This window comes from Dictyobacter kobayashii (genome assembly GCF_003967555.1).
In the GTDB taxonomy this organism is placed as follows: domain Bacteria; phylum Chloroflexota; class Ktedonobacteria; order Ktedonobacterales; family Ktedonobacteraceae; genus Dictyobacter; species Dictyobacter kobayashii.
In genome coordinates, this window is record NZ_BIFS01000001.1 from 4,100,556 (window position 1) to 4,121,169 (window position 20,614).

General features: G+C 47.6%; 20 protein-coding genes and 1 tRNA gene. 13 read left to right on the forward strand and 8 right to left on the reverse strand.

Features of this window, described 5'->3' with window-relative positions; genetic code table 11:
- Window positions 1–120 precede the first annotated feature (120 nt).
- Window positions 121–1,155 carry a P-loop NTPase gene (locus EL645_RS17975; RefSeq protein WP_161977455.1) on the reverse strand — a complete coding sequence of 345 codons (1,035 nt, stop codon included), beginning with the start codon at window positions 1,153–1,155 and terminating at the stop codon, window positions 121–123.
- Between the two features lie 489 nt (window positions 1,156–1,644).
- On the opposite strand from EL645_RS17975, the gene EL645_RS17980 reads away from it, so the two are divergent.
- The 5 genes from EL645_RS17980 (at window position 1,645) to EL645_RS17995 (ending at window position 5,336) form a co-directional block, all read left to right on the forward strand.
- Window positions 1,645–2,334 (forward strand): Crp/Fnr family transcriptional regulator, encoded by a 690-nt coding sequence (locus EL645_RS17980; RefSeq protein ID WP_161977456.1) that lies wholly within the window; start codon window positions 1,645–1,647, stop codon window positions 2,332–2,334.
- 115 nt (window positions 2,335–2,449) lie between these two features.
- Window positions 2,450–2,965 (forward strand): UbiA family prenyltransferase, encoded by a 516-nt coding sequence (locus EL645_RS41115; RefSeq protein WP_218031906.1) that lies wholly within the window; start codon window positions 2,450–2,452, stop codon window positions 2,963–2,965.
- Window positions 2,966–3,000: 35 nt separating this feature from the next.
- Window positions 3,001–3,480 (forward strand): UbiA prenyltransferase family protein, encoded by a 480-nt coding sequence (locus EL645_RS41120; RefSeq protein ID WP_218031907.1) that lies wholly within the window; start codon window positions 3,001–3,003, stop codon window positions 3,478–3,480.
- Between the two features lie 15 nt (window positions 3,481–3,495).
- On the forward strand, window positions 3,496–4,581 hold the full coding sequence (locus EL645_RS17990) for a lysylphosphatidylglycerol synthase transmembrane domain-containing protein (RefSeq protein ID WP_126551790.1): 1,086 nt from the start codon (window positions 3,496–3,498) through the stop codon (window positions 4,579–4,581).
- Window positions 4,578–5,336, forward strand: coding sequence for a polyprenol monophosphomannose synthase (locus EL645_RS17995; protein ID WP_126551791.1), 759 nt, complete (start codon window positions 4,578–4,580; stop codon window positions 5,334–5,336). Before EL645_RS17990 ends, EL645_RS17995 begins: the two co-directional genes overlap by 4 nt.
- Before the next feature lie 77 nt (window positions 5,337–5,413).
- On the opposite strand, the gene EL645_RS18000 is transcribed toward EL645_RS17995, so the two are convergent.
- Both EL645_RS18000 and EL645_RS18005 read right to left on the reverse strand, forming a co-directional pair.
- Entirely contained in the window at window positions 5,414–5,983 is a 570-nt protein-coding gene (locus tag EL645_RS18000; protein WP_126551792.1) for an NYN domain-containing protein, read from the reverse strand.
- Between the two features lie 266 nt (window positions 5,984–6,249).
- Window positions 6,250–6,948 carry a hypothetical protein gene (locus EL645_RS18005; RefSeq protein WP_126551793.1) on the reverse strand — a complete coding sequence of 233 codons (699 nt, stop codon included), beginning with the start codon at window positions 6,946–6,948 and terminating at the stop codon, window positions 6,250–6,252.
- Between the two features lie 514 nt (window positions 6,949–7,462).
- On the opposite strand from EL645_RS18005, the gene EL645_RS18010 reads away from it, so the two are divergent.
- A tRNA-Asp gene (locus tag EL645_RS18010) sits at window positions 7,463–7,536 on the forward strand.
- 64 nt (window positions 7,537–7,600) lie between these two features.
- Here the strand turns inward: EL645_RS18010 and EL645_RS40255 are convergent.
- Window positions 7,601–9,574, reverse strand: coding sequence for a recombinase family protein (locus tag EL645_RS40255; protein WP_174845306.1), 1,974 nt, complete (start codon window positions 9,572–9,574; stop codon window positions 7,601–7,603).
- A 236-nt stretch (window positions 9,575–9,810) separates the two neighbouring features.
- Window positions 9,811–10,050, reverse strand: coding sequence for a hypothetical protein (locus EL645_RS18030; RefSeq protein WP_126551794.1), 240 nt, complete (start codon window positions 10,048–10,050; stop codon window positions 9,811–9,813).
- A gap of 405 nt (window positions 10,051–10,455) precedes the next feature.
- Between EL645_RS18030 and EL645_RS45520 the strand changes: the two genes are divergently transcribed.
- The 5 genes from EL645_RS45520 (at window position 10,456) to EL645_RS18050 (ending at window position 14,817) form a co-directional block, all read left to right on the forward strand.
- Window positions 10,456–10,662: a helix-turn-helix domain-containing protein gene (locus EL645_RS45520; RefSeq protein WP_371865740.1), complete on the forward strand. Its 207-nt coding sequence runs from the start codon at window positions 10,456–10,458 to the stop codon at window positions 10,660–10,662.
- A gap of 931 nt (window positions 10,663–11,593) precedes the next feature.
- Entirely contained in the window at window positions 11,594–11,869 is a 276-nt protein-coding gene (locus tag EL645_RS18040) for a hypothetical protein (protein WP_126551796.1), read from the forward strand.
- A 422-nt stretch (window positions 11,870–12,291) separates the two neighbouring features.
- Window positions 12,292–12,405, forward strand: coding sequence for an ATP-binding protein (locus EL645_RS42765; RefSeq protein ID WP_281276322.1), 114 nt, complete (start codon window positions 12,292–12,294; stop codon window positions 12,403–12,405).
- Between the two features lie 18 nt (window positions 12,406–12,423).
- The gene (locus EL645_RS18045; protein ID WP_126551797.1) at window positions 12,424–13,245 is read left to right on the forward strand and encodes a nucleotidyltransferase domain-containing protein; all 822 of its coding nucleotides are present in this window, start codon (window positions 12,424–12,426) and stop codon (window positions 13,243–13,245) included.
- Window positions 13,246–13,518: 273 nt separating this feature from the next.
- Window positions 13,519–14,817, forward strand: a complete 1,299-nt coding sequence (locus tag EL645_RS18050) for a hypothetical protein (protein ID WP_174845307.1) — start codon at window positions 13,519–13,521, stop codon at window positions 14,815–14,817.
- A gap of 143 nt (window positions 14,818–14,960) precedes the next feature.
- On the opposite strand, the gene EL645_RS45525 is transcribed toward EL645_RS18050, so the two are convergent.
- The 3 genes from EL645_RS45525 to EL645_RS18065 form a co-directional block, all read right to left on the reverse strand.
- Window positions 14,961–15,074: a WD40 repeat domain-containing protein gene (locus tag EL645_RS45525; RefSeq protein ID WP_126554257.1), complete on the reverse strand. Its 114-nt coding sequence runs from the start codon at window positions 15,072–15,074 to the stop codon at window positions 14,961–14,963.
- A 599-nt stretch (window positions 15,075–15,673) separates the two neighbouring features.
- On the reverse strand, window positions 15,674–17,035 hold the full coding sequence (locus EL645_RS18060) for a phospholipase C (RefSeq protein ID WP_126551798.1): 1,362 nt from the start codon (window positions 17,033–17,035) through the stop codon (window positions 15,674–15,676).
- A gap of 406 nt (window positions 17,036–17,441) precedes the next feature.
- A complete protein-coding gene (locus EL645_RS18065; RefSeq protein ID WP_126551799.1) occupies window positions 17,442–18,533 on the reverse strand; it encodes a LacI family DNA-binding transcriptional regulator in 1,092 nt (363 codons plus the stop codon).
- A gap of 283 nt (window positions 18,534–18,816) precedes the next feature.
- Between EL645_RS18065 and EL645_RS18070 the strand changes: the two genes are divergently transcribed.
- Together EL645_RS18070 and rbsK are read left to right on the forward strand one after the other, a co-directional pair.
- Entirely contained in the window at window positions 18,817–19,620 is an 804-nt protein-coding gene (locus tag EL645_RS18070) for a DeoR/GlpR family DNA-binding transcription regulator (RefSeq protein ID WP_218031908.1), read from the forward strand.
- Window positions 19,621–19,656: 36 nt separating this feature from the next.
- A complete protein-coding gene (gene rbsK / locus EL645_RS18075) occupies window positions 19,657–20,583 on the forward strand; it encodes a ribokinase (protein ID WP_126551800.1) in 927 nt (308 codons plus the stop codon).
- Window positions 20,584–20,614 lie beyond the last annotated feature (31 nt).

Below are 20,614 nucleotides of genomic sequence, written 5' to 3' on the forward strand. Positions count from 1 at the left end.
CAGGCGCGTCAGCGCCTGTACGCAAAGGCACAATATACCTTGCATAGAAAGTAGCAACCAGTCATAGAAAAAGAGGTATCCACGACATGGATACCTCTTTTTCTATGACTACAGACTTGCTTAGCGCTTGATGCGCAGGGTATTTGTGAAGTTCGCAGCCAATTCTTCGTAGGCTTCAGCATAATACTCTTCAACGCGACCAGCATCGCACAGAGTGGTCAGAGCAGAATCGATAGGCAAAGTTCCCAGAAGGGGAGCACCAGTCATCGTGACCAGATCGGTACCATTGCTGGGGCCAAAGATCTCATAACGCTCACCCTTGGGGGTCTCGAAATAAGACATATTTTCGACCACACCCACGATGGAGCCCTTCAACTGCTGGACCATATTAATACATTTCATAACAATCATTGTTGCCAGCATTTGAGGCGAAGAAACCACCACCACGCCATCCAGTGGGAGTGCCTGCATCACGGTCATCGGTGCATCAGATGTTCCTGGAGGCAGATCAACCAGCAGATAATCCAGATTGCCCCAATCTACATCGCTATAGAATTGTTTGATGGCGCTGGAGATCATCGGGCCACGCCAGACGACGGGATCGCTCTCCTTTTCAAGGAACATATTCATTGATACTACTTTGATGCCTCCTTTGCTGCGTAGTGGCTCAATACCGCCATTCGCCGATTTGGTCGGCTGGCCCCTGGTACCAAACATACGAGCAATACTTGGACCGGTAATATCACCATCCAGAATACCAACTTGCTGCCCCTGGCGGCGCAAAGAAACAGCCAGCAGACCGGTGACCAGCGACTTACCGACGCCACCTTTACCGCTCATAATGGCAATGACTTGTTTGATTTTGCGATCAGGTGCCCCAGATGCCATTGTTAAAGGTACACCACGACCCACAGGAGCCTTCTTTGGTGTAATGGACGTTGGCTCACCATGAGCTGCGGCATTCAAATCCTTGATCAGCAGATCCAGCTTCTCAGGAGGAAAACGGTGGGTTTTGGCGCCACCTGCCACACTTTCGCGCGCACCTACTGCACAGGCGGTACAAGGCAGACCATGTCCGTGAAAGACTTTCACGGTTGCGGGAAATTTGGTCACGACATCATGTATCACCATGTCGGCTGTAATAGTTTCCGCCATGTTTCGTATCCTCATTCGCGACAGAGACAGGTAGTTCTCCGTCGCTCTTTTCTTTAGAAAGATAATAAAATGAACTCTTCTTCTATAGGTATAGAGAGAGTAGTTAATTCCGACTTGCGTACTCAGATATTATAGCACACCACGGTAAAAAGTGACTATACCAACGAAGATATTGCGCGGTCGGAGCGTGTAGATCACCCATTAGTATACTGCTCATCTATACGCCACGCAAGCATCGCTTGTATGAGCCAGGGCTTTTTCATGTTCCTCTTTGGCGCCTGCGGTCGCCCACCACACACACTCCACACCTGAAAGAAGGTCTATCGTATCGCTTGCTGGTGATCTCCCCGCAATCTCTGGACGAACATGAAAAAGCCCTGGTATGCGCACTGCAGGCGAGGTGAGTATAATTGCATGTAGCACATGGTTATGCTATGATGAGCGCACAGTCGCAAAATGCATTATTGGGCCACAAAGGAAGCAGAAGAGATGGAAACAGAGAACGAATTTACCTATTTCCAACAGGTTAATATTTTTCACGGGCTGGGTGATGATGAGGTGCAAGAACTATCAGCGGCAGCCAGAAAAAAAACCTTTCGGTCCGGAGAAGTTATTTTTCATCGTGATGATCCAGGGCAGGTCATGTATGTAATTAAAGAAGGCAAGGTCAAGATTTGCCTGATCAGCCCGGATGGACAAGAGATCTCGTTAATTGTCTTTGGTAAAGGTGATTATTTTGGTGAGTTTGCCCTGCTGGATGGTCTTCCTCGTTCAGCCGATGCTATTGCCCTGGAAAAAGTAGAATGTTACACCTTGCAGCGCAGCGACTTCCATAAAGCGATCATGAAAAATCCTAAGATTGCTATTCGTGTAATGGAGGTGCTCTGTGAGCGTCTACGCAAAACGGACCAGCAGGTTGAGGACCTTATTTTTCTGGATGTCTATGGGCGCGTGGCCAAGAAATTGCTTGAATTATCGGACACCCATGGCAAAAAAGTTGATGATGGCATTCGCATAGAAGTGCGACTCACACAACAAGAATTGGCCTCGATGGTTGGAGCCTCGCGTGAAAGCGTCAATAAGGTATTGGGTTACTTCACCGATAAAAAATATATCAGCACGGATAAGCATCGTATCACGCTACACCGGGTAGCAGATTTAGAGCGACGCATCTACTAGTAAGCGGACCTGTACTTTTGGTCGCTGTGTTACCTCACCCTACAACGGTACGTTCCATGATGTCAGGTACACGTTTTCACGTATGTTTAGTACGCGTTGAAGGGAAATCAAACTCTTGGAGAAAGTTATCACAAACAACGATAGTCAATATGTAACAAAAGAGGATGAGCAGGCCCCACTTGCCCCAATAGTGGAAGATCCCAATCCGACGCCAGCGAACTTTTTTACCCGGGTCAAAGCCCTGATTGCATTGATGAGACCTAAACAGTGGACGAAAAACGGCGCCGTTTTTATAGGTCTAGTTTTTGCCAGCCAATTGTTTCAATTCTATCCTTTAATCCGAGCAATCGTGGCCTTTATTACATTCTGTTTTGTTTCCAGCACGATATACGTTTTAAACGATCTGCTTGACATTGAAAAGGACCGTTTGCATCCGACCAAGCGTTTTCGGCCGCTTGCCTCCGGCACCCTACCAACCGCATGGGCGAAGGTCGCCTTGATTGGTCTATTGGGCATTTGTTGTCTGCTAACGGCCACCCTTTTTCTCATTCCATCACCGCCCGACATTTATAAATCGCTCGGGGAGCGAACGTCCTGTTTGCCCTCAGCATTCTTGCTTATCTGGTTATGATGGTATTTTACAGTTTCCGTTTGAAGCATGTGGTGTTGATCGACGTTTTTTGTATCGCGGCGGGTTTTGTCTTACGGATTATTGCAGGAACGGTAGCTATTCCTGTTGTAATCTCACCCTGGTTATATCTGGTAACCTGTTTCCTCTCTCTTTTCATGGGATTTGGGAAGCGGCGCCACGAATTAGTACTACTGCAGGGACAGGCTGGTAGTCATCGCAAGATTTTAAAAGAGTATAGTATACCTATGCTAGACCAGATGATTACCATCGTTGTTTCTGGTACATTAATGTCGTATAGTCTCTATACAGTTCAGGGACAGACAGGAAACCATCGCTTAATGATTACGGTCCCATTTGTATTGTACGGAGTGTTCCGTTATCTCTACCTGGTCTATATGCGTATGGACGGCGGAAGTCCTGATGAGATACTCTTGCGTGACCGCCATATACTAGCAGCCGTTTTGTTATGTGTTATCACTGTCATCACTGTCCTTTACCTGCTGCCACAGTCGTAGTCATGGAGCGTATGTTTGTTTACTCGTAGAATGCGTACTGGTATTATATTTTCGCTCGTGCTAGCCTTTATTGTTATCATCGCGATTGCATTATATGCGGATCTTCCGCGTATGGTGGAGGCGCTTACACATTTTCGCTGGGTATATATCCCACTGATTTTAGGGTTTACCCTGGTAAATTATGCCGGGCGCTTTATAAAATGGCAGTATTATCTGAAGCGTCTGAAGATAGCGATCTCTGGTGGAGAAAGCTTATGGATTTTTCTGGCTGGACTGTCAATGGCAATCACTCCCGGAAAAGTGGGCGAACTCCTCAAATCCTATCTCCTCAAGCGCTCAACAGGTGTACCGATCAGCCGTACTTCTCCCATTATCGTGGCTGAGCGGTTGAGCGATGGGATCGCGATGCTTGTATTGGCAGCAGCTGGTCTCTTTCTCTATGGCATTGGTTGGGAGATCTTGCTTCTCTTGCTTGTTCTAGGTTTAGGAGGGATTATTCTCATCCAGAATCGTCCACTGGTCCTGTCCCTATTACAAAAGGGTGAACGCCTTCCGCTAGTGTCTAAATTTGTCCACCTGGTACGTGAATTTTATGAGAGCACTTATACCTTGCTCCAATGGCGGCCATTGTTACTGGCCATTTGTATTGGTATCATTTCCTGGTCTGGAGAATGTGCCGCATTATATTTTGTTTATAGCGGGCTAGGCATTGCCGCGGGACCCGATCTCTTTATTAAATCTATGTTCATTTTAGCGGTCTCCTCACTGATTGGGTCAGCTTCGGGCTTACCAGGCGGCCTGGGAACTGCAGATGGCAGTATGCTAGGTCTCACGCATTTATTGGTGACAACATCAGCGACGCTGGGAGGCGCGGCGACCTTGCTTATTCGCCTCTGCACCCTCTGGTTTGGCTTGCTGATAGGCGTGATGGCCCTCTTGCGGATTCGCTGGCTACAGCGTCGGCGCAACCCGGGTCCATTGGATAGCGACTGGGATGAACACAAGCAGAAGCACGGAGTTGCACAGCCTATACACGATGATTTGACGTATGCAACAATGGGTACGTCAGCATCCACAAGCACAGGAGAAAAGTTTGTATGAAAACCTTGATTATTATTCCAACCTATAATGAGTACGATAATCTGCGTCCATTGCTGGAGACGGTCTTCTCGTACGCACCGCAGTCAGATCTTTTGATCGTTGATGATAACTCACCTGATGGAACTGGTCAGTTGGCTGATCAGTTCGCTGCAGAGGATCCCCGCGTCCATGTATTACATCGCGCTGGCAAGCTGGGTCTGGGTACAGCCTATGTTGCTGGCTTCAAATATTCGATTGAGCACAACTATGATGCCGCCTTCGAAATGGATGCCGACTTCTCGCATGATCCCAAATATCTGCCTGCCTTCTTAAAAGCTATCGAGACAGCCGACCTGGTGATTGGTTCCCGCTACATCCCAGGTGGTAGCACCCCTAACTGGTCATTCATTCGCCGCTGCATCAGTGGCTGTGGAAATATCTTCGCTCGCTTTATGCTGCACATTCCGGTGAAGGATTGTACCGCTGGCTTCCGCTGCTATCGGCGCGAGGTATTGGAGAGTATCGATCTGGACACCATTCAGTCGCAGGGTTATGCCTTCCAGATTGAACTGGCCTATCGTGTCATGAAGCAGGGTTTCCGCATCACTGAGATTCCTATAACCTTCATGGATCGTCGTGTGGGTCAGTCTAAGATGTCACGCAAGATCGTCATCGAAGCTTTTACGTATGTCACTCGAGCTCGCCTGGGCAAAGTGCCTATGCCATCGCCTGCACTGCGCAAACAGACCAGCCGTGTTGAAGTAGCTCAGAAGTAACTGCTCGCTTCACTAGAAGAGTCTACCGCTTAAATAATCGCTCGCTTCCAGCAACAAGATGTTAACGAAGCGGGCGCTTATTTTAATGTTTTTCTATCTATGCGGAGTGATTTATAACGGCGCGAGGACTTCCCTTTCTTTTTCTGGAAAGGTTTGCTGGCCTCTTCATTATCTTGCTGATACTTGTAGGTAGGATCGATACCATAGACGCGGCGCATCTCCTGGCGATGTTCGGAGCGGAGGGCGATATCCTGGGGTGCGGCATTGAGGGCGGAGACCAGGCCGTGGGTTGTGAGGGCATGACCACCCTGTTGGATCACATTGCGTTTGACCTCACCATCATCACTATACATCATCACTTCCACCCCTTTATGGTTGGCCTCCTCGGCCAGGCGAGCGATCACGCTGTCGGCGGTCTCGCCAAATTGTGAATAGATGACGCAGATATGGTCAACATGCAGCATCTGTTCGCGGCTTCCCTTGCCGTCGAAGACCACCACGACGCGATCAGTTGTATTGCGATAGCGATTTTTCAATTGCTTAATAAGAAGATTACGCGCCTCCGCCTGACTTTTTCCTTCCACATACTTAAACATCGCGTTATTTTTAATCACATTGTAGCCATCGACTAAGATATCAAACCCCATAATGCTTACTCCATAGCAGGTCTTTGTGCTCCCACACAGATACCGGACATAAGCAAGCCTGCGATATCCTGCCTGGTTGCTCACGAGCACATGCACTCTTCTCCTTTGACCTGGAACATAATTTTTTTGGTAATACCATTTATTGTACCGTATTTTACGCTGATTGACAGTATCTGCTAACCAATCGGGCTAACAGACGGGCGAATTTGCGTGTGGCGCACTTCAACCAGCGCCATCTTCATAGTTACATCACGCAAAACGCCTACCTATGGATGAAGCTGTTTAATCAGTTGCCAGAGATACGCTAGCTCTGCCCGTACATCGATGTGCACGAAGCGATCGATAGCGGTATTGGCGGTGTTAGAGAAGAGAGCTACGATGATCACGGCTACAATCACCAGCAGAATAATGAGGAGCAGTACAGTGATAAGTGACTCCAGGGTTGATCCTATATGCTTACCTTTACGGCCATTATATGCTGCTTGTTCCTGTGTCGTAGATGTATCCAGGTTTATAGTAGTTCGAGCACGCGGTGGGCGTGTATCAATCTCATCAATTGCCGGCGTTGTTTTCGTCTGACTATTCGGAGGGATATGTGTTTGTATCTGACTTTGCGTATATGTAGGGCGTTTCTCTGGATGGAAGGTGGCAGACCTGGTCTGAGGAGGACGTGTTGGTAGACGTTCGATCTGCTGTGCGGCCGCATGTTCTGTCAGCCCTTGTGCCCTGGTTGTAGATGTAGACGATGGGTCAGCCTGTGGGATGAGCCGGGCTATGTTCGCATTTTGCATAGGTCTGGTTTCTGCTGTATCGATGGGAGCGATCCCCTGGAAGCGTCCAGGTTGCACACACACCAGGCGTACTGGTGTGGCATGTTTGCGGCGCAATTGCGCCTGGCGTGTAGTGGCAAAGAGCACCCCGCGCAAAGGGGCCGTCTGCGCGCGGAACGGCAGATTGGCCTCCACACAACATTCACCACACACCCCATGGACATTGTCCCAACACTGTGGGCAGGCAGGTCGACGACAACGAAAGCAAAAGTGACACATACTCATAAATGCCGACTCCAGCGCCATCGGGGAGCCTGCAAAAGATAATGGTGTTCCTGCGAAGGAGCGTAGACTGCCTGACAAATACGGCAGGAGATGGTCATAAGCGACCCTCTTTTCTGTCTTTGTCCAGCTGACTCGGGGTCAGGCCTGGGCAGTGTGTTCGTCACAAATGCCTCCAAATGATGTACTGCGTACTATCTTGAATGAACTTCTGTTGTTATTATACCTTGTTTCTAACAAACTCTGTGCACGAAAAAAACAAGCAAGCGCAGTTTGCAATTTATAGCAACAATTCAATTAGTTCTAAAAATTAGAAAAACGCAGCTCGCTACAAAATTCGGGGAAAAAACATTTGACATCAGGGGTAATGTCTGGTATTATCTATTCACGCGAGACGGTACTACCAGTACTGGCGCGCAGAGCTTCTGGAGCCGTGGTGTAGTGGCCTAACATGTCTGCCTGTCACGCAGAAGATCGCGGGTTCGAATCCCGTCGGTTCCGTTTTGGCGTAAAGAGAGGGACACGTTGACAACAACGTATCCCTCTCTTTTTTATTGTTCCACCGCTAATTATGCCGCTTTGCCAGTCGGCGTATGGATTCTGGACTGACCCCGTATTGCCTGGCAACCTGCCTCAGAGACAATCCCGCATCTAATAGCGCAAGAGCGCCTTCACGTTCCGCCAGGGTGAGTTTCTGGCTTGTCTGTAGCTCAATGCCCTCACTCAGAGCCACACGACGTATCGTTTCGCGAGAGGTACCCAGGATGTCAGCGACCTGGCGAAGGGACATCTTATCCTCACTTAACAGGCGTACGACCTCCGGCCGCTGCCCAGGCTCCAGGCCAGTTAAGGGCGGTGGCAGGTTTCTCTTTGTTCTCTCGAGCTTGGGAGGAAAGAAATCAGATCGTAGCCATAAGCTATTGTCACGTTGTTCCCAGCGTCCACTGTTTTCTAAGCCCAGGGTAAGTGCCGGGAGCATATTGGCACGTGGCAGAAGACCGATGATAATAGCCCGTTCGAGATCATATACTAATCCCCCGGTCATGAGAAGCGACCACACAATATCACGGCGTTCTTCAGCAAGTGCCTCACTCCAATATCCGGCTATATTGACCAGCGTTTCACCCGCAGCAATTGCCGCCTGCGTTGACTCCTCAGCGTTACTTTCGATAATCACAGGCAGAGAAAACAACTCTGAAAGAATATCCTCCATCTTTGTATCAAGATCGTTTTCAGTGATATAGCCCTTGGTAAAGAGCGTTACCAGGCGTTTTTGCTCAGTTTCTAAATCAGCACGACGTTCTTTAATCTGATCAGTAGACTCGTCTTTATGCTTGGCATCGGATGAACACTGCCTGGCAATTGCATTTCGCCAGGATTCTGGCAGGTCGATGCTGCGGAGAATGTCGCCAAACTGGTAAATGACCGTTGACTCTCTAATCGAAAGCGGTTCGGGTATGGAACAATCAAGCTTTCTTACGACACTGGAGTCTTGATAATACGGTATCCCATTAGGCAATATTATACGCAGTGGACGCCGACACGCAGCGCAGACAATAATACGGCTGAACTCATGCGGACGACGTTGCGCGCCCTTTGTAGGGCGCCGGTATTGACTGGCTTTTGTCTCAATCATCTTTTGCCATAGATCATAAGACCACGCAGCCTGATGTTTCCCTTCGACCAGTTCACCAGAAGGTGTATCGATTGTTCCATAACTGGAGCCGGGCGCGAACTCGCGAGGGAACCAGGAACGCCGTATACCTGCTACAGTATCCTTGGTCAGTAGACGTTCACCAAATCGAGCAGTACGCGACAAGTAGCTATCTAACTCATCCGCAATCGCTCTATCCGTCCATCCTTGTGCAGCCAGTTCACCAATACGCACAAGCGCAGGAAATGTTATTGGATCAGGGCGGACAGGAGTACGGGGAGGGCGCCAGGTCGAAGGAGCTCCATCTGGCGCTTTTTGATATTCGGGGGGAAGATATCCGAACATCACATTGCCATTATGGTACCCCTCACGTGCGCGGTCTTCTTTCCCGTCAATTGTACGCTTAGAAAGCTGGCGAACATATGCGGCATTCATTTGCGTGTCCACGGCAAATGCCACATCAAAACCGTCTTGCTGTACTTTATCTATGTCCCAAAGGCCATCCGAAGTTGCCCACCAGACGCGAGCACTGCGCAGGCGAGAAAGAGATGTGTATGCGGACACAGTGTTACGTGCCCATCGGTTATTTACATAGCACAAAACAACCTGAAACTGTTTGCTTTCTGCATCGTTGAGCAACTGAGCAAAGACAGGGCGGCGCTCTATTTCCTCGTGTTTAGCACTCTGTTCTGGTTCCTCATACCAATGAACAACTTTCCATCCTTTGCGCTCTGCAAACTCTACGATCCGCCGCCTCTGAGTTGCTATCGTGGTAGGATCTTGCATTTCAGAGCTATAGCGGACGTACCCCACAACGATACTTCCCGGTCCAGGTTCACCTACCGTCTGATAGATACGATCATGATGAGATTTTTGACGCGGCATCAGTTCCCTACCTTCCGCTCACTTGAACGGCGAACGTATCCAACAGTAATCACTATGGAATTGCCTGAATAGTTAGGTTGCATTATGCGCTCCTTTGATGTTTAATTTCTCGAACTGATATGGTAAAGGGAGATTTTCTATAATGTAGGTTTTTTCCTTGCGATAACGCATCATGATATGAGCAAGTATTTCGCAGGATGCAACAGGGAAGAAAGATGCCTTCCTTCCCTGCACCGTTATTCAGATACAGGACTATAGGTGAGATAATCAAAGATATCATCATCTTTTTGGAGTTTTGTATGAAACGCCTCTGGAACGGATTTGCTCCATGAGATGAGCACAAAGCCGTCATTGGCCTTTGGCGTGATGCCGTAGAGTGTCACCTTGATCCCCTCGTCCCGCCAGTCCTCAAACTCTTCCACAATCGTCTCAAGGTATCGTTTTGAACACAACACTAGCATGGTGGTCGAAGGCATTAGTATTGGCCTCCTTTGATGGTATCTGTGAATGTCGAATGACCAGGCTGTAAGATGGTGCTCATAGATGTCTCTTTCTTGACTCACGGCATCTCATGAGCATACAATCTCATGGGGCTTGACTGTTCATTTGAATGAGTGTGACTGGTCCTGGTAAGCTGGTTCCGTGTGCAAGACGGAGCCAGTTCTTTATACTCCTTCCTGATTTTTAGCTGTGAGGCAAATAGTAATGAACCTCCCCTCTTATGGCTAAAAACTTTTTATAGCAACATTGTTATGATAATTTATAAAGTTAGGAAAATCAATAGTTTTTTTGCTAATTTTTACAATATTTTACAATTATCGCGAATAGCTTTACAATTGTGCTAAGATATGGACAAAAAGTATTTTGTCTTAGGAGTAATTATGTCCAGGTTGAGAGAGCTTCGTATCAAGGCTGCACTAAATATTTCTGCACTTAACCGCCTATCTGGTGTGTCACGTCCAACGCTTGAAAAAATGGAAAAGGACGAGCCGGTACGAGCTGACCTTGCGTCCGCTGTTTGCCGTGTATTATCAGAAAAGCTAGGGTACGAAGTTACCCTTGAGGGTGCAGAAATCAAGGTACTGTGAAGGAATCGATCTATATACTATATTGAAGTCAAACTAATGAAAGGCCTTGTTTCATCTCTAATGGATGTGGATACTATAAAATTGTTATATTGTTATGTCTAATGTTTAATTCTTGAAAAAGCAGCAAGGGAATGACCAGGCCGCTACAAAAACTGGGGGCAAAAATGGGGCCAGAAACTTTCAACATAGGTTATTAAGACTCGATTTACTTAGACAAAATTAATAGGCCAATCCGTCTGGGAGGACAATCGAGGCAAGTGGAAGTCGTTGGAAAAGGGGACTGTGAGTAGTTCAAATTCTCTCACCCCGACTAACATGAAGATTGGAAGCAGGACCATAAAACCCGCTTCCAGCTTTATTTTATAGGAACAATCAGAAAACACAATCAAAAAGAAAACCGATCAGACAAATATGTGAATGGAAGATAGAATTGGCCAAATCCAGAAAGGTATTTGGCTGGCATAGCAGCAATGAGAGGAGTGTTTGGTCGCCATTCCTCCCATTCCAGAGAAATCTTGCTACCCGACCGTTCTAGCTAAATGCGCAGGGACATGGTATCAAAGAAATAGACATAGCGATGCTCAGGGATAGAAAAGAGATTGACATACCTGCTCGCTTAACTCTACATTCATGATAGATACGCGAGAAAGCGAGAGAAACGATGTCATCTGATCAAACTGGTCATCAAAAGCGCATAAAATTAATCTTCTACACATGTCTATTTACCAGCATTTTTAGCATTGTGGTATTTCTTGTCCTGTATGCTCCTATTGTCAACCAATTTTTTCGTCAGCCATCAGCGTCGCAATCAGTTTCTCCATCAAATCGCTACCCAGCGTTCCTTGTGTCCGCACCGTCTGTAACCCCACAGGTTCGACCTCCATATACAGCGCTAACCGTGTTTAGCGCTTTTCGCACCAAGGACAGGCATGTGAGCGGTATCAATTATAGTTATGGTTGGGCATGCTGCGTCACCTATCAACCTGAAGGAAAGCTTATTGGCTGGCAGGAGTCATATGGCGTGGAACTTGAAATCGCGACATTTGCCACTTCTGCTGAGGCCAAAACGGATGCCAGCGATCTGTTAAAACACTCAGTGGGATATTCGGTCTACGTCAGAAATTTATGCCTCTTCTTTTATGATCATTCCATCTCAAAAGACCAGTTTACTGGCTATTCTACTGTTTTGTCGGCGGTATGTTTATAACTTTGTATCCATGCCATGCTCCTCTGCCACATATCTGTCTGCTGCTCAATCGGCGGCAGCTCCCAGCACCTTCTCTTTGCTTTGATTGCTATCGTTTTCCCTATAGGCACCTCCACTATTGCTTACGAAACGTGTACTATACAGATGAATGTGTATGAATGGAGCATCTCATGAAATTTATGCCTAAAAACCCAACAATAGGTATTATTATAGGCCTCTTTATCGCTTGGGCCGCCGTTTTTTGCACGATTGTGTATAACCTTCAATTCCCTACTTTTTCCATGCTTGCTTGCATACTTATCGAGCTTCTTGGTCTAGCAATAGTCGTGTACTACAGCCTCCAGGCAATGAACAATCGTTAAGTTTTTACTTGTGTGAGATATGCTTATTGGGATCAAGGGAAGGCCCGGGAGGCTTGAACGTTGGGAACCCTGCTGGGTGACGAGGTGTTGGCGATGGCACTGCTCGATTGGCTGCTTTATCATGCGAAGGTCATTGCCATCAGTGGGCGCAGTTACCCACGTATAAAGATATAGTGAGAAAGAGAGTATATCATGTCATATAGCGAGCAATACACAACTGCGCGCGACAACCTTCTGGCCCAGGTTACCAAAGCATTGCAAGAAGATGTGCGTTTTGTTGCTGCATGGCTTGCTGGCAGCTTTGGACGCGGCGAACAGGATCAGTTCAGTGATCTTGATTTACACGTTATCGTTGGCGATGCTTATAGTGATAGCCTTTGCGCAAGGCCCTGGCGCGAGGCTGGTCGTACAACTGATGAGCGGCTAGCGCTCTTCAAACAATTCGGTACCCCTTCAATTATCTATGATGCGCACCATAACGCACCAGCAGGAGGGACATTCACGTATGTACTCTATGCAGAGTCAGCCGTCAATATTGATTGGATTATGCTTCCACAGAATGGAGCACAACGCGAACATGACTCCTTGCTCCTCTTTGATAAAGTTGGCATTCCGTTGGAAAAACCAGAGGAGCCTGAGACCCATGGGGAGAGAATTGAGCGCATCAGCAAAGATGTAAGTGGCTTTTGGATGTTCGCCACTGCCAGTATCCTGAACCTCGACCGCCACGACTTTTTAAGCTTTCACGCGTGCCTTGTAATTATGAATCTTGCCATCCTTGAAGTCCGAGCTGCACTTAAAGGAGAGAAGCAGAAGTATCTGAGCAACCTCTATTCTGCATCATATGCTACCTGGGAGGAACAGGTGACAGCTTTGCTCCGTCTCTGTGATGAAATGGAAGAGCTGATGCCTGCTGTGGTAGAGATAGGAGGCTACGTGCCTTTTTCTCCACGTGCGGCTGTGGAGAAGCGGCTTGCAATATTAAATGAGGTAAAACCTTCGGAAAAAAGATAAATATCCTGAGGTAGCGCATAGTGTAATATCGGGTTGAAGCTTGCCTGTTCTTCAGCTGTATTAACATCCCATAAAGTTGCCATACTAGCAAGATGTTCGCCAGCTCCTATCATCTCATCGTTAGATAGCGGATAGCTTCATCACGAGCAAAAGGTCCTTTGTTCTTGCATTGGTTGATCCAATTTAGTACAGTGTTATGGGGTTTTGGGGCTATTTCAAAATCGGAACAGAGATCGTGAATGAATGATCCTTTAGATGGGATAAGGGCAGTTCATGGGTAAAAATATTGTCGTACCTGCTTCGCGCATATTCGGTTGGCGCAAGCTTTTCTTGTCCGTACTCGTAGCTGTGCTGGTCACAGCTATACTCGCGTTTAGCCCGGGGCAGGTAACAGCCCTGGCCCATGTAGAGCGTACGGCTAACACGTTCGCGGGATGTCAGATCTTCCCTTCTAACAATATCTGGAACCAGGATATTTCTGCTTTGCCAGTTGCTGCCAACTCTGCTAATTATATGGCCAGCATTGGTTTGAATAATCATCTTGATGGTTCCTTTGGCTCTGGCCAATGGGCCGGCTCCCCCCTTGGTTTTCCTTACTCTGTTGTCCCTGCCGGTCAGCCGACAGTTCCTGTGAGCTTTACTTATGCGAGCGAGAGCGATCCTGGTCCCTATCCCATCCCGCCAAACGCACCCATCGAAGGTGGCGCACAAAGCAGCGGGGACCGCCATGTCATTGTTCTCAATAGCGGCACCTGTAAACTCTATGAGACCTATTCCAGCTATCCACAACCCGATGGTAGCTGGAAAGCCGGCAGTGGTGCCATCTGGGATCTGAATTCCAACGCCCTGCGTCCCCAGGGCTGGACCTCGGCCGATGCTGCTGGTCTACCTATGTTCGCCGGTTTCGCCCGCTATGATGAAATTGTCGCTGGCGTGATCACCCACGCGCTCCGTTTTACCGTGAACCAGACGCAGCAGGCCTATATCTGGCCCGCCCGCCACTACGCGTCATCAAATACCAACCCCAATCTGCCTCCTATGGGTCTGCGTCTGCGCCTCAAGGCCAGCTTCGACATCTCTCCCTATTCCCCGCAGACGCGCATCATCCTCACAGCCCTCCAGCACTATGGCATGATTGTCGCCGATAATGGCTCTTGCTGCTTTATCTCTGGCACTCATGATGATCGCTGGAACAATCCTGATGTGCTCGAACTTAGAAATGTTCTCCTCTCCAATTTCGATGTGGTCGACGAATCCTCGCTGGAGATCAGCCCGGACTCTGCCGAGGCGCGTTCCTCTTCACCTGCAACCGCATCGCCGAGCCCAACGCCCACTCCAGCAAAGCGCCCTACCGCTACATCGTCACATGTAAGAGTATCGATTGAGATGCCGGTAGCCTCGCCGACTCCTGTCATGCTTGCCCCGGATCAAAAGAAACAACAGCCTGGGGTCGCTCATGTCAAAGAGCAACAAAATTGGATGTACATGGCCATTCCTGTCGCTGGCGTTATGCTGCTGCTTGGCGGTTTCTGGTGGCGTCGACGTCAACTACGCAGTGTGAAACGAGAATAATAATGATAATGGAGGAGGATTCACTGGGTGGTGTACCCCTTCCATGGGGTAAGTGGGTCGATGGGCTGGTTGATGACGTGGTAGATGTACGGGTTGCGCAGGCAGTCGTATGATGAATCTATCCAATCACCCTGTGAGCGATGCTAGGAGCCTGGAAGCCAGACCTGTACCGTCTTATCGGAGCTACCTGAGGCGATGCGCTTACTATCCGGAGACCAGGCGAGCGCGTTTACCCGATCGGAATGACCAGAATAGATATTGTACCAGGTACGTTACATCGCAACCTGTCTGGCTAAGATGGCCTGTTATGTAGCTGGAGGTCCCGACTTTTACAGCCTAGAGGATGCCGCCCAGGATCAATATCTGAGCTTAATGGTCCAGCAGTCCTTGAAAACCCATGAACCGGTCAAAACCAGCACACAATCCTGGGCATTGGCACATTAAGCCTGCGTAAACTGTAAGCATGTCGATACAAATATAGTGTTTTTCAGCCGTCATGAATATTAGTCGATAAATGTGCCTGCATTGCTTCAACTATTTTATTTCCTGCTACGTGATAAAAGTGAATTCAACATTAAAAAACAAATGAAAAAAACTTTTAAGGAGCGATATGTTTTATATAGGTTCAGTATTCACCCTGCTACGGATAGCAATATTAGTAATACTGGCTATTGTTATCCTCATAAGCTGTATAGCTTTTTTATGGTTCCGCTCTAAACACAGATAGCATTGATGAAATTTACTGTCGATTTTTTCCACACTTGAATCTCCTGTAATAAAATCATCAGATGACTGCTTGCCACTTTTATGGATGAGCAGTCATCTGAAGTGTGGGTGAGTGAAGCAGATTGGTTTGTTATGGGCAGGTCCTGATTGGGAGCGTTACTGGCGGGACTGGTGGCGCCGCAAAGTTCAGATCGTCTCCGATACTCGCTACCTGTAGCTCTCGCTTGCTCAATAGAGATGGGTTGGGACCTAAAAAAGTCTCCTCGGCGAACTTGAGGGTACTGGTGAGATCGTAGCGTCGGTGGCTGATGGTATGGTGGGCGAAAGGTGAGATGATAAGGAGCGGTACGCGAAATCCGAAACCAATGGGTTCATCGTGTAGGGGTGGCGGCGCAACGTTATCGTAGAAGCCACCAAAATCATCCCACGTCACGACGATCACGCTATTGGCCCAGATATTCGGGTTGCTTTCTACCGCATTGATCTGTTCACTTACCCAATTTTCTCCCTGACAAGAAGTAGATTGTCCCGGGTGCTCATTTTGCGTGTGGTCAGCAGACAGCCAGGAGAATTGTGGCAGGGTATTATTGGCAATATCCATTTGGAAACCATTCATTCTGGTGTCAATCCCATTGGGATGGGTTGCTGTGGATGGCACATTCACATCTGAAAATGAGGCCAGGAAATCGTTAGAATCAGTTGTATTGGAAACATAATATTTCCAGCTTTTGCCGAAGCTATTCATTTCAGACGCCAGCGTGGCTACCTGATTGTTAGTCCAGCAGGGTGGGGGAGAGATTGAGCCTCCAACGAATGGGGTTGTATTTGCCGCATGGGTGAAGGTCTCCACCGTTGCCTTTCCGGATGCCTGACATCCCCATATGATAGGTTCCATTCCGTTGAGCATTGGATTGTCAATCATGCTGCCAACGTATAATTGCCCTGACCTGCCTGCGACGGCATAGAGGTGATTGGGGAAGCTTGGCCCCATGACCGATGAAAATGTGTTGTCGCCAAGCACAAAGTTATCCGCGAGTTTCCAGTAATTGGGGATTTCGCGCCGATATGCTGCGACATAACAGGCTAAGGCAGCACACAGCGTCGAGTGATTAAACTTATCCATCTGTGTACTGTCATAGTCAATATGTGCTGAACTCCAGGAGTGTTCGAAGTCAGGAAGCATGTGCCCCGTTGTATCATTAAGGGCTTGAAGCGCCACAGTTTTTTGATTCGTGCATGGCTGCGTCGTCGGCGTTGCACAGTATACTCCCTGCACATACCCATCTCGCGGGTAACGTCCAAAGTAGGCATCAAAGGAGCGATTCTCCTGCACAATATAGATAATGTGCTGGATCGGTGAGGTCTGACCAGGCGGTGGCGGTGGGTTGGACCAGGCAAAGGCATCGCCGTTGAAAATTGCTAGCAGGAATATACTCAGAATCAGGCTATTGTGAAATAGATGCTTTGTCAACAACATGCGTTTCATTGGCATCGGATTGGACCATCCTTTCGCTGTTACCTGTAACTTGCTAATGGCGCAGCAATGCGTCCTATGTCTTCAAACTGGGCGGTAACGTCGAAAGAGCCGGTTTGGCCAAAAGAAAGCAGGAGGTGCATCTATTAACGTCCCTTTCTACTTACCCACCCACCCATAAAAACATATAAAAGGATTATTATTTTATATTATAGCACAAAATATTGAAAATAATATAATAGAATTAAATGATTGTTTATACGATGTTTCAAATGTATGACGGTGCTGAAAAGCTATTGAGAAATTCATGGGCCAGGCTGTTTTAGATACGAAACAGACCGAGCTAATGAAACCAGCACGGTGAGGCTGCACGTTGGTCGATCAACGTGCAGCCTCACCGTGCTGGTTTGGACTCTCCATGAGCTTATGAGATGTTTATCTGCATGCCGGCTGGATTACGAACGGTACTGGAGCGGATGCAGAGCTCAAAGGGCACCTGAATACATTCTGGTTCCTGGGTGCGCGTACCTTTAATCCTGCCAATGAGCAAGGAGATCGCCAGGCGGCTAATTTCTTCTTTGGAAGGGGAAATGGTTGATAAGGTCGGATAGGAAAATTGCCCCTCTTCAACGTTGTCAAAGCCCATAACAGCTATATCTTCAGGGATGCGTAGTCCATTGGCATTAATGACTGAAAGTGCCCCCAGTGCCATCAGATCATTGAAGCAAAAGACCGCGTCCGGCGGATTGTCCAGCGACAATAAATAACGCATGGCATTGGCTCCATCGGCACGATGCCAGTAGCCACCGCTAATCATCAGGCTTTCATCGATCTCCCTATTAACTTCCTGTAATGCCCGCACATAGCCTTTCAAGCGCAGGGAAGGAGCCTGGCTCTGTGTCTCCTGTGCCCCAATAACTGCAATGCGGCGCTTGCCAAGCTCCAGGAGATGCCTGGTGGCCTGGTAAGCTGCCTGAACGTTATCAATCAGCACATGATCAAAGGGAGCCCCAAATACACGTTCCCCTAAGAGAACCAGTGGGCCTTTAACCTCTTCTAGCTTGATGTCATCAACGGTAAGGGCCTGTGGATCAAGGATAACGCCATCAATCAGGTGGGGGCGTAAGCCCTTAATGACACTGAGCTCCTTCTCAAATGAACCATAAGCATAATCAATATAGCGAATCTTTCCATCAGGTTCTGGATCGCGTGGGCCGTAGGTATAGTCAAGCAGCAACGTATATTTGTATTCTTCCGCTACGCGGGTCATGATATCGCCAATTTCGGTGAAATATGGATTGCGGATATCGGGGATCGCATAAGCCAGTACTCCAACCTGGGCTTTGCGTAATTGTCGGGCTGCAATATTGGGTTGATAATGTAATTTTTCGATGGCCTCTAACACCATGGCACGCGTTGCAGGGCTTACACGTGCATTGTTCCCATTGATCACATTTGAGACAGTCTTGATTGAAACCCCTGTATAAGCTGCAATATCTTTTAAGTGTACCGTCATCGTGTCGTTTTTTTTCCACACTTCTATTTACTGGAGACTCATCAAAGTGAATAGACATATCCTTAAAGGGATCATAACATTGAAAAATAAAGCAAGTCAACGCAGTTATGACTTTTTTTGCACCGCCATGAAAATTGATCAATCTGTTCTTTATGTCAATCCACCCCCTCCCACCGCTCTTTTACTTTTATTTTCGCATCAGCTCACTGATTATGATAAATGAAAAAATAAGACCAAGAATTAAAATAAATGAAAAAAATTGACATTAAATGACGGTAATTGTATGATAAATATTGTAGAGTATGAGACAGGTATTATTTTATTTATGAGAAGAAGGCAGTATTCTATGATCCCTTACGTAAGGCGCGAAAAGCTTCTTGAAATCGTTAGTCAGAAAGAAATTATTTATATCCCACAGTTGCTTGAATTATTTGAGGATACTTCGGAATCTACCCTGCGTAGAGATTTGAAAATGCTTTCCGACGCAGGATACATCACGTTGCTGCATGGGGGCGCCGCCAAGCTAAAGCCAGGCTCGACGGTAGATTTGCCCATTGACGATAAATTGACCCTGCATCAGGATAAAAAAGAGAAAATTGCCAGCTATGCCGCCTCGCTCGTTCATGAGGGCGATGTTATTTTTATGGATGCGAGCACTACCGTCTTGCCAATGATCAATGACCTGAAGGGTAAAAAAATAACCATCGTCACGGCCAGCGCCAGTCTGCTTAGCATGATAAATGATGAAAACATCACCTGCATCGTGCTGGGTGGGGAACTGGTTATGAAAACAGGTTCCATTGTTGGCTCTATGACCGAAAATCAACTGTCTTCCATGTTTTTTGACAAGGCGTTTGTGGGCGCAAATGGCTTCTCTCAACAGGGCGGCGTAAATACTCCTGATTATAGAGAAGCCAGCAAAAAGCAACTTGTGCGGCAGAACAGCAAAGAAATGTATCTGCTAATGGATAGCTCTAAGGCGGAGGTGACCACGTTTTGTAGGGTTTTCGACCTCCATGAATGCGCTATTATTACCGATGCGTATCACGAACTGCTGGAAAATTTTTTGAGCTATACGGTTGTATAGAAGAAAATGAGTAAGCCGATATTGGGAGAGTTCAGCATGAAGAAGATCTGTGTGATAGGAAGTTTCAACATAGATATCATTACCACTACTGAGCGCCTGCCTAAAGTGGGCGAAACAGTGTTTAGCAATACCTTTGACCTCTTTGTGGGCGGCGGGAAAGGCGGCAATCAAGCGATCGCTCTGGGGAAGCTTGGTGCTGATGTCAGGATGGTAGGCAAACTGGGTGACCGCTTCTATGGACCTGGATATCTGGATGTGCTCAAAGATAATCAGGTGCAATGCGATACGGTAGAAATCGAAAAAGATATGTTCCCGGGAACAGCGGTTGTGGCTGTCGATAAAAATGGCGATAACCTGTTATTTGTCTACTCGGGTGCCAATGAGAAGGTGGATATCTCATTTATTGATCGCCATTGGGCGGCCATTGCCGCCTGTGATATCTTTCTTTTCCAACTGGAAATCCCCCTGCAAACGAATCTATATGCCATGAAGAAGTTGAAAGAATTAAAGAAGACTATTATTCTCGATCCGGCTCCCGCAACCTACTATCGCGAGGAGATGCTGCAATATGTAGATTATGTGACCCCCAATGAGACTGAGTTGGAAATGCTTACCGGCATAGCGCTACAACATAGTGAAGATTTTGCCGTGGCTTCTCAGGGCCTGATGGAAAAAGGTGCAAAAGTCGTTATTGCCAAGGCTGGCAAAAGCGGAGCCTATCTTTGTACGCCTGCTAGCTTTGTACATATCGAGGGCTATGCTGTCAATGCCGTCGACACTACTGCCGCGGGGGATTCATTTAATGCTGGTTTCGCCTATGCCCTGGCACAAGGGAAAAATGCGATCGATAGTGTAAGGTTTGCCAATGCTGTGGCCGCTATCTCAACGACTGCAGTCGGCGCCCAGAACGCTATGCCTGCACTGGAGCAGGTGGATGCATTCTTATCAATGCAACAATCCTAGCGTGTAGCGCGAAATTATGTACAGTTTCAGT